Source organism: Stenotrophomonas sp. STEN038 (assembly GCF_056759895.1).
In genome coordinates, this window is sequence record NZ_JBRRDW010000026.1 from 53063 (window position 1) to 68824 (window position 15762).

Below are 15762 nucleotides of genomic sequence, written 5' to 3' on the forward strand. Positions count from 1 at the left end.
GGCCGAAGCTGCAGTGTGGCCGCAGCCGGGTTGCAGCTGGGTGAATACGTGGCGCCGTGCTCCCGATTGAGCCGCGAATGAGTGAGAATCCTCCCTTCCCCTGTCCTATGACCTTACGGTGACCCATGGCTGGAGCCAGCCTGTTTGCCCTGCTCGACGATATTGCCGCGTTGCTGGATGACGTCTCCATCCTCACCAAGGTCGCCGCCAAGAAGACCGCCGGTGTGCTCGGTGACGATCTGGCCTTGAACGCGCAGCAGGTAACCGGCGTCACTGCCAACCGGGAGTTGCCGGTGGTGTGGGCGGTGGCCAAGGGCTCATTGGTCAACAAGGCGATCCTGGTGCCGGCGGCCTTGGCGATCAGCGCATGGCTGCCGTGGGCGATCACTCCGCTGATGATGATCGGCGGTGCCTTCCTCTGCTACGAAGGCGTGGAGAAGCTGGCGCACAAGTTCCTGCATTCCAAGGATGAGGACGAGGCGCACAAGGCCGCGCGGCTGAAGGCTATGGCCGATGAGAAGGTGGATCTGGTCGCCTTCGAGAAGGACAAGATCAAGGGCGCGGTGCGTACCGATTTCATCCTGTCGGCGGAGATCATCGTGCTGTCGCTGGGGGTGATCTCGCATGCGCCGTTCAGCCAGCAGGTCGTGACCTTGATCGCCATCGCGCTGGGCATGACGGTGTTCGTCTATGGTCTGGTCGCCGGCATCGTCAAACTCGACGACGTGGGCGCCTGGTTGCTGGACAAGGGACGTGCGTTGGCTGCATTCGGACGCGGCCTGCTGTACGCCACGCCGTGGTTGATGCGCGGCCTGTCGGTTGCCGGCACCGCGGCAATGTTCCTGGTTGGCGGCGGCATTCTGGTGCACGCGATTCCAGCCCTGCACCACTTTGTGATCGGGCTGGCCCCGGCCAATCTGGAATGGCTGGCCAATGCATTGGGCAGCATGGTGGTGGGCATCATCATCGGCGCGGTGGTGCTGACCGCGGTGACCATGATCCAGCGTATGCGCGGGGCGAAAGCCGCGCATTGAAGCCGGCTTTGTAGGAGCGGCGTAAGCCGCGAAGCAGAGGATTCTTCAGGCATCAGCAATGCATGCCCGCATGAGAGGTATCTGAAAGATTGTCAGCTTCGCGGCTTACGTCGCTCCTACAACAACCGCCGCGCCACAATCACGCCGCGCTCTGCTCCAACTCCCGCAACTGCTGCTGCGCACGGGCCAGCGATTGCCCGGAAAGGCTGTCCAGCAGCCGCTGTAGGCGATGGTTGGCGGGCAGTCGCCGCATCACCCCGCGTGCAGCCCAGATGCTGGCCAGCATCACCACTACACCAACCCCCAAGGTGCCGAGGAACCACGCAGGCGCCATCGCGTACAGGTCCAGGCCCAGCCATTGCACGCAGGCCCACTGCAGGGCCAGCAGCCATAGGCAGAACCACGGCAGACCCAGGCCAAGTTCGGTGAGCGCGGTAAAACGGCGTAAGCGTGCCAGCCGTCGCTGCTGGGTCAGCACCGGTGCCTCGGCAGCATCTGCATGTACCGCCAACAAGGCACGGGTGATAGATACCCAGATCGCAGAGATACCGTAGAGGTGCAAGGCCAGCCCGGTAAGCAGCAGCTGCGGCAACTGACGGTGTTCAACCCAGAAGCTCGCCGCCAGCACGGTGACTACGATCCACACCAGCAGCCACGTCAGTTGCAGGCCGCTGAACCAGCGCAGGCGACGCTGCACGCTGGCTTGGCGCGGTTGCTGCCATGCCTGCAGGGCCAGAACCTCCAGCTGGTCGATACGTTGCGCCTGCTGTGCCCAGGCGGCTTTGAGTTCGTCGAGTTCCATGCTGTCAGTCTCGCGAGTTGGGGGCGATGGGTGGGGCAGAGGCGGGGTCGAACTGGCTGCGCAGCTGTTGGCGAAGCCGATGCAGACGGGTGGCGGCGTTGCTGGCGCTGATGCCCAGCACCTCGCCGATTTCACGGTGGCTGCAGTCGTCGAGGTGAAGCAACAGCAGGGCCCGATCCAGTGCCGGCAAACGGTGTACCAGCTGGTTGAGCTGGGCCAAGCTGGCGTTGTCCTCAGCGTTATCGGCAGCGCTGGCCAGGTCGTCATCCAACGCGACATCGCTGTGGTATTGCCGGCGTAGCTCGCGGCTGCGCAGCTGCGAGATGGCGGTGTTCAAGGCGATGCGGTACAGCCAGGTGCTGAACTGCGCGCGCTTTGGATCAAAGGCCGCGAAGGCGCGCCAAGCCTGGGTGCTGATTTCCTGGATCAGATCGCTGCGGTCTTCGCGCTGCGCGCAATAGCCACGCGCGACCTTGAGCACGATGCCCTGGTGCTGGGCCAGCAACTGGGCAAAGCGCTGTTGCAGCTCGGCGATGGGGTTGGTCGCGGTGATGTCCATGCCCGGGTGATTCGCACCAGCGCAGCAAATATCACAGCCGTGGGCAGATTGTCGTTGCGGTCGCCGCTCAGGCGGCAGGCAGGACCTGATTGCGACCTACACGCTTGGCTGCATACAGCGCCTGATCGGCGCGCTGCAGCAGGCCCTGCAGGGCTTCGTCGGGCTGGGCCTGGGCGACGCCGGCGCTGAAACGCACCTGCACGCGCTGTTCTTCATGCAGGAACGGGCGTTGCGCCAGCTGCTGCTGCAGTTGCTGCAGGGTTTCCAGTGCTGCGGCGCGGTTGAGGCCGGGAAGTACCAGTACGAATTCGTCGCCGCCGAGGCGGGCGATGCAGTCGCGGCCGCGCAGGCGTTGCTGGGTCACCGCCACCAGATGGCGCAGGGCCTGATCGCCGCCGGCGTGGCCATGCTGGGCGTTGGTCTGGCCGAAGTGGTCCAGATCGATCATGGCAAGGCTCAGCGGCGTGCCGTGGTCGGCCAGCAGTTCGCCCAGCTGCTGCTCAAGCCCGCGCCGGTTCAGGGCACCGGTCAGCGGATCGGTACGCAGCTGGCTGCCTGCTTCTTCCAGCTCGCGTTCCAGCTGCTGCACGCGCTGTTCGGCGGCCTTGGCTTCGGCGCGGGCATTGGCCAGGTGGTCGCGTGCACGCGCGGCCTGCTCCTGTACCCGGGCGGTGTCCTGCAGTACGTCCTGCAGCAGTTGGGTCAGGTCGGAGATGCTGCGGGTCTGGCGGACGGCAACGGCATAGCTGGCGATGCGATCGTGGAACTCGCCGGTCTCGGTGACCATGCCGTCCACCTGCGTCACGAAGTCGACCATCAGGTCCTTCATCGCCTGCTTGGACTGGTCGATGCCTTCACGCAGAAGCCCTTGCCGGTAGATCACTTCGCGCAGGTCGTTGCGGGTCTGCTCCAGAGAGTTCGCATCCAGCGGCCCGGCCAGCAACTGCCGGATCGAGCGGATCTGGCCCTGCAGCCAGCTGTCGCCATCGAGCAGCTCGGAGATGTTCTCCAGCAGCATGTCGAACAGGTTGAGCAGCAGATCGCGCTGTTCCTGCAGGCTGCTGCTGCGCACGCCGACCTGATGGCAGAGCTCGCGCAGATGCATGGCCACCGGCTGCAGGGGCTGGCCGCTGCGCCAGCTGCGCAGTTCCTCGCCCATGCGCTGGGCCTGCTGTTCCAGCTCCGGCGATTGCTGCATCAGGCTGGCCAGCACCGCGCCCAGGGTGTCGCGCAACATGTCACGCAGCTGTTCGGCCTGGCTGTTACTGGTGTGGGAGGCTTCCAGTTCAACGGTGCGGATGTACTTGTCGATCAGCTGCCGCAGCAGGCGACCGTAGCGTTCCCAGTCCTGCTCGGCGTGGGCGCTGTGCAGGCGTTGGCCCATATCGCCGAGTTCGCCGGGCAAGGTGCACATGCCCTGGGCGAAGGCGGCCAATACCGATTCCGGCGCGTTGGCGCCGATGAACAAGCGCTGCAGCATCGCCATGCCGCCGCCCCCGTTGGCTACTACCTCGACCGCCGCAGCCGCCTGCGGTGCGGTGCGCCGGGCAAGAATGCGGCCCAGTCCGCTGCTGCGGGAGGTCGAGGAGTCGTCGGGGCTGTCGGCCATTTGGGGAGAGGTCCGGGCGGGTTGTGGCGGCGCCTGTGCGCAACCGGAGGTGGTGTCCAAGCCCCATTATCGGCAAGGTAGCAGCCGGCTTGAATGGCAGCCGATCACAGGAGCACATCATGCGGGTATTGCTGGCCGGCGCGACCGGTCTGGTCGGGGCGCAGGTATTGCAGCGCTTGCTGGTCGACCCCCGCTGCAGCGGGGTGATCGCACCCACCCGCCGTGCGCTGCCGCTGACCGACGCCAAGCTGCTCAATCCGGTGCTGGATTTCGCCGAGCTGGCGACGGTGGCGCAGGGCTGGCAGGTGGACGCGGTGATCTGCGCGCTGGGTTCGACGATGAAGCAGGCGGGCTCGCGCGAGGCCTTCCAGCAGATTGACCATGGCTATCCTTTGGCGATCGCGCGGGCGGCACGCGCCAATGGCTGCGAGGTATTTGCCTTGAATTCGGCGGCCGGCGCCAATCCGCGCTCGTTGGTGTTCTACAGCCGGGTCAAGGGCGCGTTGGAGCAGGATCTGCGCGCGCTGGGGTTTGCTTCATTGACCTTGGTGCGCCCGGGCCTGATTGGCGGCGAGCGTGCCGAACGACGGGCCGGTGAGCATCTGGCCAGCGTGGTGTTGGGGGCGTTGGCGCCGGTGCTGCCGCGCGCGTGGCGGATCAATCCGGCCACGCGGATTGCCGATGCGCTGGTGCAGGCGGCGTTGGATCCGCAGCCGGGCGTGCGGGTGGTTGGGGCGGCGGCGTTGGTGTGACCAGGTTGGCCGGGTTTTTTGTAGGAGCGGCGTAAGCCGCGAAGCCGGGGATCTGTGAGTGCGCCAGCTTCGCGGCTCACGCCGCTCCTACAAACAGCGGCTCCCACAACGTTGTTAAGCCGGCAGCGACTGCCCGCCATCCACCGCCAGTACCTGGCCGGTGATCCAACGCGCTGCGGGCGAGCACAGGAACACGGCGGTATTGGCCACATCTTCGACATTGCCGAAGCCGCCGAACGGGATCTTGTTGCGGATCTGCTCGTACAGCGCGGGTGCGCTGCTGCGGCGTTGCTCCCAAAGGCCGCCGGGGAATTCGATCGAGCCCGGTGCCAGGGCGTTGACCCGGATGCGCTCGCGCGCCAGCTCGGTGGCCAGCGATACGGTGTAGTAATTCAACGCAGCCTTGGCGGCGGAGTAGGCCGCTGCACGCGGTGTCGGCACCGAGGCATTGATCGAACTGATGTTGAGGATGGCCGGCAATGCGCTCGAGCGCAGGTGGGGCAGGGCAGCGCGGTTGGCGCGCACCGCGGCCATCAGGTCGATATCGAAACCGGCCTGCCAGCTGGCATCGTCATTGCCGTTGCCATAGCCGGAGGCATTGTTGATGAGGATATCAATGCCACCCAGCTCGGCGGCAGCAGCGTCGATCCAGGCCTGGATCTGCGCCGGATCGGCGAGATCGCATTGCTGCGTATGCGCGGCAGCCGCGCCGTCGCGAAGCAGTACGTCGGCAGCCTGCGTCAGCGTGGGCGCGCCACGTGCGCAGATGCTGAGCTTCGCGCCTTCGCGGGCAAAGCCCTGGGCGATGGCCAAGCCAATGCCCCGGCTGCCACCGGCAACCAGGACACGTGCCCCGTGTAGAGAAGCAGAGGATGAAGTCATTGCTGCGGTTCCGGTGGGCGGAGACCGCGCATTATCGCTGCGTCGGGGCTTACGGGCGAAGAACGTGGTGTTCCGCGGTCACGGCAAGCCGGGCACGTTCAAGGTTGCGAACAAATTGTTCTGCGCCTTCTTGGCCATCGAGCGCGGCAGCTTGGCGATGAAGGTATCGCCAGTGAGCGCCAGATCACCGCGGAGGATGAAGCCGTTGATCTGTGTATAGCTCTTGACGCTGTACTTGTTCCCGTCCTGGGTGACTTCCATGTACATCGGTGACGTCAGGATGTTGTTGCCCTTGCGATAGACGCGGGTGCCATCGATGTCGCGGACCAGGCCGTAGCCATGTTCGGTTGCCCATGCATCGACCTTGGCAAGCACGTTCTCATCGGAGCTGAAGGTGGTGAGGTCATGCGGCCTGCCGCTGTTCTTTGCCATCAGCGCAAGGATGTTGATGGCTGCCAAGCCGCCGAGACCGCCCACGACCATTCCGGTGATCAAACCCATGCTGTTCACTCCTTGATTTGGAGCGGCATTCCAACACATCACAACGCAGGCTGTCGTGAAAAAAATGTATTACTTCCAGGTAGTGGGTGTTGCGCCACGTTCTGGATGGTGCATCTGCACGATGCAGAAGCGATGGCCGGTGGGTGCTTCCATCACCCACCAACGTTTGACCTTGGCAATGCGGCGTGCGCCCAATGCTTCAAGCCGGTCGGCTTCTGCATCGATATCGTCGGACTCGATATCCAGATGCACGCGTGGAGCGTGATCGACGCGCTGCACTTCCACATGCAGGTCAGCGGGAGCGCCCAGCAGCTCAGCGTACTGCGCGCCATCGTTCTCGGTATGGCCGGGCTTGGCGGTCAGGCCGAGTGCGGACGCCCAGAACGCGGCGGCGGTATCGCTGTCGGTGCCTTGGCAATCAATGATGAAACCTGCAAGACGGCTGCGGTGGCTCATGCGGATGCTCCGGTGACAGAGGAGCGCAGCGTACACCCGCTATCCGTGGTTGCGTGTTATCGCGCTGTCGACAGCAGCTGCTGAACTGCTCAGTCGCCATGCAGTGATGCACAGTGCGCTGTACACACTCCATTCGGCCACGCGTTGCAGTAGTCCTCGCCAGGACTGCAATGGTTCCAGCCCCATCAACACGAACAGCAGCAGCCAGAGTCCTGCCAGTGCGATCCAGAACACGCGCGTAGCTGGGCGCAACGTCGGCGCGGTTGCCAACAGCACCAAGCCGAATGCGGTGCCCAGATAGGTGAACACGCCGAGCAGGGTGTGCAGAGACTGCGACAGGCTGCCACCGATCGGGCAACCAAGATCACAAGGTGCCAGCGCGGAGCCTATCCACGCCAGCGGCTCGAATATCAGCAGCCAATAGCCGAAGCGACTGGCGCCGCTTACCGGGGCTATCGGCGCGAACGCGAACAGCAGCAATGCGGCCAGTACGCCGACTGGAATGAAGCCGAACAGGCTGATCGCTTGTGCATGTGCGCTGCCGGCCGCGCCGAGTTCGCTGATGTATTGCGACAGCGGCGAGTAACCGGGTTTGAGTGCGGCACCGCCGAGCAGCATCAGCAGGTACATCGCCACGAACAGCAGGATCAAGCAGCGCTGGAAACGCATCGTCGGCCGGTGGATGGTGGCGATGCTCAGCGTACGCGATTGGACAGGAACATCTCCACCTTGCCGCAGTTCGGGCAGGCATGCAGGTCGAACTCCTCGCGGTTGACGAACAGCTCGCCGATATCGCCCAGCAGGAAGGGCATGGCCTGCGAGCCTTCGTGGAAGCGCTTGCGGCCGATGAATTCCATGCGCATGCCCGGGCAGCGCGGACAGTCGATCAGGCGTGGTGGCTGCATCCAGCTGCGCCCGGCATCAGGCTGGAAGTCGCGTGGGGGTGGTGCGCCGTCGGCATGGGTGCCGCATTTCCAGCACTGGTCGAAGTTGTCTTCGTTGACTTCCTTGCAGTTGCTGCAGGTCCAGGTGCCCATGGCGGCTTTGGTTGTAGCGGTGGATGGCGCAATCCTAGCGCTGGAATCGTGAGGTGGCGTTACAGGTTGGTGATGTTTTTTCGTGTGGTGGGGAATGCAGGGAAGATCAAAGGCAAGAGCGGCCCTCACCCCAACCCCTCTCCCGCAGGCGGGAGAGGGGCTCAGTGCACTACGAGCCGCCGCGATCCTAGCCCCTCTCCCGCCTGCGGGAGAGGGGTTGGGGTGAGGGCCGCTTCCAACAAGCAAACCCAAGGCAAACGCCAAGCCACAAAAAAAGGCCCGCATCGCTGCGGGCCTCAAAATCACACAGCCAACAAATCTGTCAGTTGACCTTGGCCAGATCGTCGATCAGCACGCGCAGGAAGCGCGCGGCTTCGCCGCCGGTGCAGGCGCGGTGATCGAAGGTGACCGACAAGGGGATGACCTTGTGGGTTTCAATGCCGCCCATCACCGGGGTGACCTGGAAGCGGGCACGGCCTGCGGCGACGATGGCCACACACGGCGGCACCACCACCGGCGTGGCGTAACGGCCGGCGAACATGCCGAAGTTGGACAGGCTGATGGTGTAGCCGCTCAGCTCCGACGGGGCGATCGAACGGTCTTCGACCTGCTGGCGCAGACGGTTGATGCCTTCGCGCACGCCACGTGCATCGAGCATGTCGGCATTGCGCAGGGCCGGCACGAACAGGCCGTCGTCGGTGTCCACGGCAATGCCGATGTCGACCTGGGCATGCAGGGTACGGGTGAGGTTGTCACCGTCGAACCAGGCATTCATCGCCGGCACGGCCTGGCAGGCGCTGACGATGGCGCGGACCAGGCGCGAGGTCATGTCGTTGCCCGGCGCCCAGGCATGGATGTCGGCATCATCGCTGAGCGTGGTCGGCACGACCTTGCTATGCGCATCGGCCATCACCCGCGCCATGTTGCGGCGCACGCCCTTCAGCGGTTCCGGCTGGCCCTTGGCGACCACGCCCGGCGGGGCGGTACGCATCGGCTTGCCGGCGGCGGAGAGCGGGGTGCGGGCGGCAGTTGCGCGAAGAGCGCCCTCACCCGGCGCGCTGTGTGCGCCGACCTCTCCCGCTTGCGGGAGAGGTGAATGGGTATGCACCGCTGCGGTAGGCGCTGAGCCCACGCGCGCGGTGCCATCGGCTGCCGCCTGCTTCACATCATTCATCGTCACCGCGCCCTCGGCGCCGGTGGCGCGCACGCGGGCCAGATCGACGCCGAGCTTGCGTGCCATCGCACGCACGGCCGGCACCGCCTTGACGCCGCCGACGGCCACGGCCTGTTCGGTGTGCACGGCATTGGAGCTGACCATCGCGCCGACCACGGTGCCTTCGTCGGCACGATCGGCAGCGGCCGCTGCAACCGGTGCCGGTGCAGCGACAGGTGCGGGCGCGGCTTCGGCCGGGGTGCCGTGGTGATGGCCGGTGTCCTGGCCATCGGCGCGCTGCGGCAGGTTCGGGTCGAGCTCGAAGCTGGCCAGCACGTGCCCGGTCACCACGATGTCACCGGCGGGGCCGGCCAGCTTCAGCACCTTGCCGGAGAACGGCGAGGGCACTTCGACCACGGCCTTGGCGGTTTCCATCGCCACCAGCGGTTCGTCGAGCCTGATCACGTCGCCTTCCTTGACGAACCACTCAACGATGGTCGCGTCCGGCAGGCCTTCGCCCAGGTCGGGCAGGTTGAAATTCTTGGTCTGGCTCATGTGCGTTTCTCTTCCAGCAATTCAAGTTCGCGTGCCGGCAGCCAGCCCTGCGCGCCATCGGCGCGCTCGGACCACCACCAGCCACCATGTTCGTGATGCAGCCGTACCTGTTCGCCACGGTCCACGTCCAGCTCGCGTGCGCTGTAATCACGCAGCGCTTCGGCCTGGCCATCGTCCAGCACCTGCAGCCAGGCCACCGGCGCCCAGCCGGCGCCACCTTCGCTGGTTTTCACCCAGGCGAAGGCAGGCCATTCTTCGTCACGGACACCGAGCTCGACGATCTGCCCGGTACGGAACTGCAGGGGGTTACGGTATTGGCTGCGGTAGCTGCCAATCAAGCGTGCCAGCATGTCAGCCCACCGCGACCGCACGTTTGGCGGCGGTCACGATCCGCTCCACGCTGGGCAGGTATTTCATCTCCAGGCGGAACAGCGGGATGTGGGTGTCATAACCGGCAACGCGCTCGACCGGTGCCAGCAGGTCGTAGATCGACTCTTCGGCCAGGCGGGCGGCGATTTCAGCGCCAAAGCCAGCGGTCTTCGGTGCTTCCTGCACGATCACGCAGCGGCCGGTCTTGGCCACCGACTCGGCGATGGTGGCGAAGTCCAGCGGGCGCAGCGTGGCCACGTCGATGACTTCGGCGCTGATGCCTTCGCCGGCCAGCTTGTCGGCTGCTTCCAGTGCTTCCTTGACCTGTGCGCCCCAGGTGACCAGGGTCACGTCGGTGCCGTCACGCAGCACGAAGCAGACGTCCAGCGGCAGTGCTTCGCCGTCATTGACGACCACTTCCTTGTACTGGCGGTAGATGCGCTTGGGCTCCATGTAGATCACCGGATCCGGCTCGCGGATCGCCGCCAGCAGCAGGCCATAGGCGCGCTGCGGGCTGGACGGCAGCACCACGCGCATGCCCGGCACATTGGTGAAGATGGCTTCGTTGGCTTCGCTGTGGTGTTCCGGCGCGCGGATACCACCGCCCCACGGCACGCGCAGTACCATCGGGCAATGCAGGCGGCCACGGGTGCGGTTGCGCAGGCGTGCGGCGTGGCAGATCAGGTGATCGACCATCGGATAGACGAAGCCGTCGAACTGGGCTTCGGCCACGGGCTTCATGCCCTGTGCGGCGAGACCGACGGTGAGGCCGGCGATGGTGGTTTCATCCAGCGGGGTGTCGAGTACGCGCTGCGGGCCGAACTGCTGCTGCAGGCCGGCGGTGGCGCGGAACACGCCGCCGTTGACGCCCACGTCTTCGCCCAGCACCAGCACCGACGGGTCGTGTTCCATTTCCCAGGCCAAGGCCTGGGTGACGGCTTCGATGAGGGTGATCGGGGTAGCTGTCATCGGGGTGTCTCCGCTGTTGCTCGCCGCGCTGTGCGCGACGCCGTGATCGTGGCTGGCCGAGGTGACGGCAGCATTGCGCTTGATGTCATCCATGGCGCTGCTCCAAGGCGATGGCGGCAGCACGCTGCGCCAGCAGGTCCGGCGGCGGATCGGCATACAGATAGTCGAACATCGCCTCGACCGGCTGCACCGGGCAGTTGAGGTAGGCGTTGACCTCCTCGTCGACGCGGGTGCCGCATTCGGCGATCCAGTTCTTTTCTTCTTCCTCGCTCCACACGCCCTGCGCGGTGAGGTACTTGCGCAGGCGGATCAGCGGTTCGTTCAACCAGGCCGACTTCACTTCGGCGTCGTCGCGGTAGCGGCGGGCGTCGTCAGCGGTGGTGTGGTCGGACAGGCGGTAGGTGAGCAGTTCCAACACCGTGCCGCCCTGGCCGGACAGGGCGCGCTCGCGCGCCTGTTCCATCGCCGCCATCACCGCGATCAGGTCGTTGCCGTCCACCTGCAGGCAGAACAGGCCGCCGGCCAGGCCCTTCTGGGCCAGGGTTTCAGCGCCGGTCTGTGCCGAGCGCGGTACCGAGATGGCCCAGCCGTTGTTCACCACGCACAGGATCAGTGGCAGCTTGTAGGCACCGGCCGAGTTCACCGCGGCGTAGAAGTCGGTCTTGGAACTGCCGCCATCACCGCAGACGCTGACCGCGACCTGCGGCAGGTTGCGCAGCTTGAACGACAGTGCCGAGCCGGCCGCATGCAGGCACTGGGTCGAGATCGGTACGCAAATGGGGAAATCGCGGACCGCATCGCTTTCGCGGTCGTAGTCGCTGCCGCGCTCGTCGCCGCCCCAGTACATCAGGACGTCGCGCGGGCGCACGCCGCGCATGAACATGGCGCCGTACTCGCGGTAGCTGGGGGCGAACACGTCGCCGCTCTTCATGGCCGCGCCGATGCCGACATGGGCCGCTTCATGGCCCAGGCAGGAGGCAAAGGTGCCGAGCTTGCCGGTGCGCTGCAGCGCCACGGCCTTGGTGTCGAACACCCGCGTGGCCAGCATCTGCTTGAACATCGGCAGCAGCGAGCGTGGCTCACGCAGCGAGGCGGGGAGGTCTTCACGTACCAGGGTGCCGTCGGCATCCAGGTACTGCAGGTAATCGATTTGGAACTGGGCGGAAACCGTCATTGCAGCAACACCTTGGACAGATGGTTTCAAATGATAGGAATTACGCATGGTAAGGACTCAGTCCGAAAAAGCCGTCCTGCGCCGCAACAAGATTGACCGGGCAAAGGCCAGGTTTGTTCCGCGGAACTCGACTCGGGCGAGCAATTGCAACGTATTCAGTCTGTGACGACAGGAACGGCACATTGTCGCGCCACTGCGGTTTGCGCGTGTTTCGATTCCGTTTGCGCGGGAGCCAAGTCCAGGGCACCCCTCTCCAACCCTCCCCTTGCCTTCGGCAAAGGGAGCGGGCGTAGTGCCGACCCATGGTTGGCAGAGGCATTACCGATAAAGCCCTGCCGACCATGGGTCGGCACTACAGAAGGTCCAACGCTGCGTTACCCTTGCCGCCCCCTTAGATGGCCAGGCCGATGACCGTAGAAAAGAACCAGCGTGAGCTCGAAGCCGGTATCCATACCGACCTGCAGGGCCGGCTCACCTACGGCGGCTACCTGCGCCTGGACCAGCTGCTGACGGCCCAGCAGCCGCTGTCCAACCCGCCGCACCACGACGAAATGCTGTTCATCATCCAGCACCAGACCTCGGAGCTGTGGCTGAAGCTGCTCGGCCATGAGCTGCGCGCGGCGCGCGGCCATATGCAGCGCGACGAGGTCTGGCAGTGCCGCAAGGTGCTGGCCCGGGCCAAGCAGGTGCTGCGCCTGCTGACCGAGCAGTGGGCGGTGCTGGAAACCCTCACCCCCTCCGAATACATGGGCTTCCGCGATGTGCTGGGCCCGTCCTCGGGCTTCCAGTCGCTGCAGTACCGCTATATCGAATTCCTGCTCGGCAACAAGAACGCCGACATGCTCAACGTGTTCGCCCATGACCCGGAAGGGCAGGCGCAGCTGCGTGAGGTGCTGGAAGCGCCCAGCCTGTACGAGGAATTCCTGGCTTACCTGGCGCGCTTCGGCCACGCCATCCCGGCGGCCTACGAAGGCCACGACTGGACCCAGTCGCATATCAGCGACCCGGCCCTGCGCCAGGTATTCGAGAACATCTATCAGGACACCGACCGCTACTGGCGTGAGTACTCGCTGTGCGAGGACCTGGTGGACCTGGAAACCCAGTTCCAGCTGTGGCGTTTCCGCCACATGCGCACGGTGATGCGGGTGATCGGCTTCAAGCGCGGCACCGGCGGTTCCAGCGGCGTGGGCTTCCTGCGGCAGGCGCTGGAGCTGACCTTCTTCCCCGAGCTGTTCGAAGTGCGTACCACCATCCGCGGCGATGCCTGAGCCCCTGCCTGGGTTGAAAATCCAACCTATTCAGCGGCTTGCAGTGCACCATGGGCTGGGCTCGGAGAGCTCGGCCCAGCCATGGCGCAGCTGTTGGTTGCAGCAGTATGTATTTGACGTGAAGCCGACGCTTCTGTGATCCTCGCCCGTCGCGCCGGTTCCGGCCGACTTACTTGCATCAACTACCCACCGAATCATCAGGGGACACCGCATGAGCGCTGCCGCGCCGAATTCCGCACCAACCCCGGCGCCCGTGCCGGAGTTCAAGACCACCCTCGGCCACCCGCGTCCGCTGTGGATGCTGTTCATGACCGAGTTCTGGGAACGTTTCGCGTTCTACGGCATCCGCTGGGCGCTGGTGTTGTACATCGTGGCGCAGTTCCACGGCGGCAATGCCGCCGGCGAAACTCCGGCCAACCATACCTACGGTGCCTACCTGGCGCTGGTGTATGCGGCGGCCATCTTCGGCGGTTATGCGGCCGACCGCATCATTGGCTACCAACGCTCGATTCTGCTGGGTGCGGTGATCATGGCCGCCGGCCTGTTCATGATCGCCATCCCCAATCCACAGGTGTTCAACCTGGGCCTGGCCACGATCATCGTCGGCAACGGCCTGTTCAAGCCGAACATCTCCACGATGGTCGGCAAGCTCTACAAGCTGGATGACGAACGCCGCGATTCGGGCTTCACCATCTTCTACATGGGCATCAACATGGGTGCGATGATCTCGCCGATCCTCACCCAGATCCTGGCGCAGAAGGTGTTCGGCACCGACGCCATGCCGGCCTACAAGATGGTGTTCATCGCCTCTGGCATCGGCATGCTGATCAGCCTGCTGTGGTTCCAGCTGGAGCGCCGTCACCTCAAGGGCATCGGTGCGCCGCTGCCGGACAAGCAGGGCAGTGGCCCGGTGATCAAGACCGCCATCGCCTGCCTGATCGCCATCCCGGTGATGTACGGCCTGCTCAATGCCGGCGCCAATGTGCTGCAGGTGATCCTCACCATCATGTTCATCGGCCTGGGCATCATGCTGCTGGTTGAAGGCAGCCGCGAAGGCAAGGTCTCGCGCAACCGCGTGATCGCAATGCTGATCATCTTTACCTTCAACGTCCTGTTCTGGATGTTCTTCGAGCAGGCCGGCAGCTCCTTCACCTTCCTTGCCGACCGTATCGTCGACCGCCAGTTTGGTGACTGGACCTTCCCGACCGCCTGGTTCCAGTCGGTCAACTCGATTGCCATCATCACCCTGGCACCGGTCCTGGCCTGGCTGTGGGTGCGTCTGGGCAAGGCCAATCCGTCGATCCCGCGCAAGTTCGGCCTGGGCCTGATCTTCAACGGTCTGGCTTTCCTGCTGCTGATGTTTGCGCTGTCCAGCCTGCTTGACCCGGGCACCAACAAGATCCCGTTCTGGACCTTGTTCGCGGTGTACTGGATCCAGTCCATCGGTGAGTTGTGCCTGTCGCCGATCGGCCTGTCGATGGTCACCAAGCTGGCGCCGGTGCGTCTGGTGGGCTTTGCGATGGGTGGCTGGTTCCTGTCGACCGGTATCGGCAACAATCTGGCCGGTCTGTTTGCCGGTCACGTCAGTGGCGCCGGTGGCATGACCGTACAGTCGGCCCATTCCGGTTACACAATGGGCTTCTGGATCCTGATCGGTGGCGGCGTGCTGCTGTTCCTGATCGCCCCGTTGGTGCAGAAGCTCATGCACGGTGTGAAGTAAGGAGTTGGCGATGAAACTGCTGTTCGGCATGGTTCCTTTGTTGCTCACCGTGGCGCTGGCTGGCTGCAATCAACCGCCGGCCGCCAAGCCTGAAACGGTGCAGCCGCTCGATACGTCCGAACAGAAGGCGCCGGTGGCTGACACCAGCCAACCGGTGGCATCGGGCAATACCCCCACCGCAGCGGATATCGCTGCGGTGGCCGGGCTCAACGCGCAGTTCGACCCTGCCCGCGACCCGGTCGCCGATCTGGAGACGGCCAAGGTCGAGGCGCAGCGTGGTGGCAAACGGATCATCCTGGATGTGGGTGGTGAATGGTGCTCCTGGTGCCACTTGCTGGATGCCTTCATGGAAGGTGATTCGGAGCTGCGCCGCTTCCGCGATGCCAACTACGTGTGGATGAAGGTCAACTACAGCGAAGAGAACGAGAACGCCGAGTTCCTTGCGCGCTTCCCTGAGATCAAGGGCTACCCGCACCTGTTCGTGCTGGATGCCGAAGGCCAGCTGCTGCATTCGCAGTTCACTGGGGATCTGGAGAAGGGCAAGGGTTACGACCGCGCCAAGTTCGATGCCTTCCTGAAAGCATGGGCACCGTCGGCGAAGTAAGCCTGCGATGTGATTGAACGAAAACGGCGCCGAGAGGCGCCGTTTTTTTTCACTGTAGTGCCGAGCCATGCTCGGCAAGGGGCTTCATGCACGTACCAGCGGCCGCCGGTAAGGCTCCTGCCGAGCATGGCTCGGCACTACAGGGCATTGTCGGTAAGGCCTCTGCCGAGCATGGCTCGGCACTACAGGGCATTGTCGGTAACGTCTCTGCCGGGCATGGCTCTGCACTACCTGGGTTCATGGGGTGGGTTCATTTTTCCCGTGCGCAGCCGCTAACGAATCAATCCCTCTGCATCCGGCGCCTTGCCCTCTCTCACC

General features: G+C 64.7%; 17 protein-coding genes. 5 read left to right on the top strand and 12 right to left on the bottom strand.

Going from position 1 to position 15762, the window contains the following annotated elements; genetic code table 11:
* Window positions 1-125 precede the first annotated feature (125 nt).
* Window positions 126-1034, top strand: coding sequence for a DUF808 domain-containing protein (locus ACVOLS_RS12335; RefSeq protein WP_481545814.1), 909 nt, complete (start codon window positions 126-128; stop codon window positions 1032-1034).
* Window positions 1035-1173: 139 nt separating this feature from the next.
* Here the strand turns inward: ACVOLS_RS12335 and ACVOLS_RS12340 are convergent, their stop codons facing one another.
* The 3 genes from ACVOLS_RS12340 to ACVOLS_RS12350 all read right to left on the bottom strand — a co-directional run bounded on the left by ACVOLS_RS12340 (window position 1174) and on the right by ACVOLS_RS12350 (window position 4004).
* Window positions 1174-1836 (bottom strand): hypothetical protein, encoded by a 663-nt coding sequence (locus ACVOLS_RS12340; protein WP_481545815.1) that lies wholly within the window; start codon window positions 1834-1836, stop codon window positions 1174-1176.
* Between the two features lie 4 nt (window positions 1837-1840).
* Window positions 1841-2395 carry an RNA polymerase sigma factor gene (locus tag ACVOLS_RS12345; RefSeq protein ID WP_481545816.1) on the bottom strand — a complete coding sequence of 185 codons (555 nt, stop codon included), beginning with the start codon at window positions 2393-2395 and terminating at the stop codon, window positions 1841-1843.
* A 67-nt stretch (window positions 2396-2462) separates the two neighbouring features.
* Window positions 2463-4004 (bottom strand): GGDEF domain-containing protein, encoded by a 1542-nt coding sequence (locus tag ACVOLS_RS12350; RefSeq protein WP_481545817.1) that lies wholly within the window; start codon window positions 4002-4004, stop codon window positions 2463-2465.
* Window positions 4005-4123: 119 nt separating this feature from the next.
* Between ACVOLS_RS12350 and ACVOLS_RS12355 the strand changes: the two genes are divergently transcribed.
* A complete protein-coding gene (locus ACVOLS_RS12355; protein ID WP_481545818.1) occupies window positions 4124-4756 on the top strand; it encodes an NAD-dependent epimerase/dehydratase family protein in 633 nt (210 codons plus the stop codon).
* Window positions 4757-4870: 114 nt separating this feature from the next.
* Here ACVOLS_RS12355 and ACVOLS_RS12360 read toward each other — a convergent pair whose 3' ends face one another.
* From ACVOLS_RS12360 to pdhA, 9 genes are all read right to left on the bottom strand, one after another.
* Window positions 4871-5638: an SDR family NAD(P)-dependent oxidoreductase gene (locus tag ACVOLS_RS12360; RefSeq protein ID WP_481545819.1), complete on the bottom strand. Its 768-nt coding sequence runs from the start codon at window positions 5636-5638 to the stop codon at window positions 4871-4873.
* Between the two features lie 78 nt (window positions 5639-5716).
* Window positions 5717-6139 (bottom strand): hypothetical protein, encoded by a 423-nt coding sequence (locus ACVOLS_RS12365; RefSeq protein ID WP_481545820.1) that lies wholly within the window; start codon window positions 6137-6139, stop codon window positions 5717-5719.
* Window positions 6140-6208: 69 nt separating this feature from the next.
* Window positions 6209-6595: a VOC family protein gene (locus ACVOLS_RS12370; RefSeq protein ID WP_481545821.1), complete on the bottom strand. Its 387-nt coding sequence runs from the start codon at window positions 6593-6595 to the stop codon at window positions 6209-6211.
* A gap of 39 nt (window positions 6596-6634) precedes the next feature.
* Complete coding sequence (locus tag ACVOLS_RS12375) at window positions 6635-7246, bottom strand: DUF998 domain-containing protein (protein WP_481545822.1); 612 nt, start codon at window positions 7244-7246, stop codon at window positions 6635-6637.
* A 44-nt stretch (window positions 7247-7290) separates the two neighbouring features.
* Window positions 7291-7632 (bottom strand): hypothetical protein, encoded by a 342-nt coding sequence (locus ACVOLS_RS12380; protein WP_481545823.1) that lies wholly within the window; start codon window positions 7630-7632, stop codon window positions 7291-7293.
* Window positions 7633-7954: 322 nt separating this feature from the next.
* Window positions 7955-9340 carry a dihydrolipoamide acetyltransferase family protein gene (locus ACVOLS_RS12385; protein ID WP_481545824.1) on the bottom strand — a complete coding sequence of 462 codons (1386 nt, stop codon included), beginning with the start codon at window positions 9338-9340 and terminating at the stop codon, window positions 7955-7957.
* A complete protein-coding gene (locus ACVOLS_RS12390; protein WP_481545825.1) occupies window positions 9337-9690 on the bottom strand; it encodes an SH3 domain-containing protein in 354 nt (117 codons plus the stop codon). The genes ACVOLS_RS12385 and ACVOLS_RS12390 overlap by 4 nt, the downstream gene beginning before the upstream one ends.
* Window position 9691: 1 nt before the next feature.
* Window positions 9692-10771: an alpha-ketoacid dehydrogenase subunit beta gene (locus ACVOLS_RS12395; RefSeq protein ID WP_481545826.1), complete on the bottom strand. Its 1080-nt coding sequence runs from the start codon at window positions 10769-10771 to the stop codon at window positions 9692-9694.
* Entirely contained in the window at window positions 10764-11852 is a 1089-nt protein-coding gene (pdhA, locus tag ACVOLS_RS12400; protein ID WP_481545827.1) for a pyruvate dehydrogenase (acetyl-transferring) E1 component subunit alpha, read from the bottom strand. The genes ACVOLS_RS12395 and pdhA overlap by 8 nt, the downstream gene beginning before the upstream one ends.
* A 407-nt stretch (window positions 11853-12259) precedes the next feature.
* On the opposite strand from pdhA, the gene ACVOLS_RS12405 reads away from it, so the two are divergent.
* From ACVOLS_RS12405 to ACVOLS_RS12415, 3 genes are all read left to right on the top strand, one after another.
* The gene (locus ACVOLS_RS12405; protein ID WP_481513363.1) at window positions 12260-13120 is read left to right on the top strand and encodes a tryptophan 2,3-dioxygenase; all 861 of its coding nucleotides are present in this window, start codon (window positions 12260-12262) and stop codon (window positions 13118-13120) included.
* A 211-nt stretch (window positions 13121-13331) separates the two neighbouring features.
* Window positions 13332-14840 (top strand): peptide MFS transporter, encoded by a 1509-nt coding sequence (locus ACVOLS_RS12410; protein WP_481545828.1) that lies wholly within the window; start codon window positions 13332-13334, stop codon window positions 14838-14840.
* 10 nt (window positions 14841-14850) lie between these two features.
* Entirely contained in the window at window positions 14851-15444 is a 594-nt protein-coding gene (locus ACVOLS_RS12415) for a thioredoxin family protein (RefSeq protein ID WP_481545829.1), read from the top strand.
* The last annotated feature ends 318 nt before the right edge of the window (window positions 15445-15762 follow it).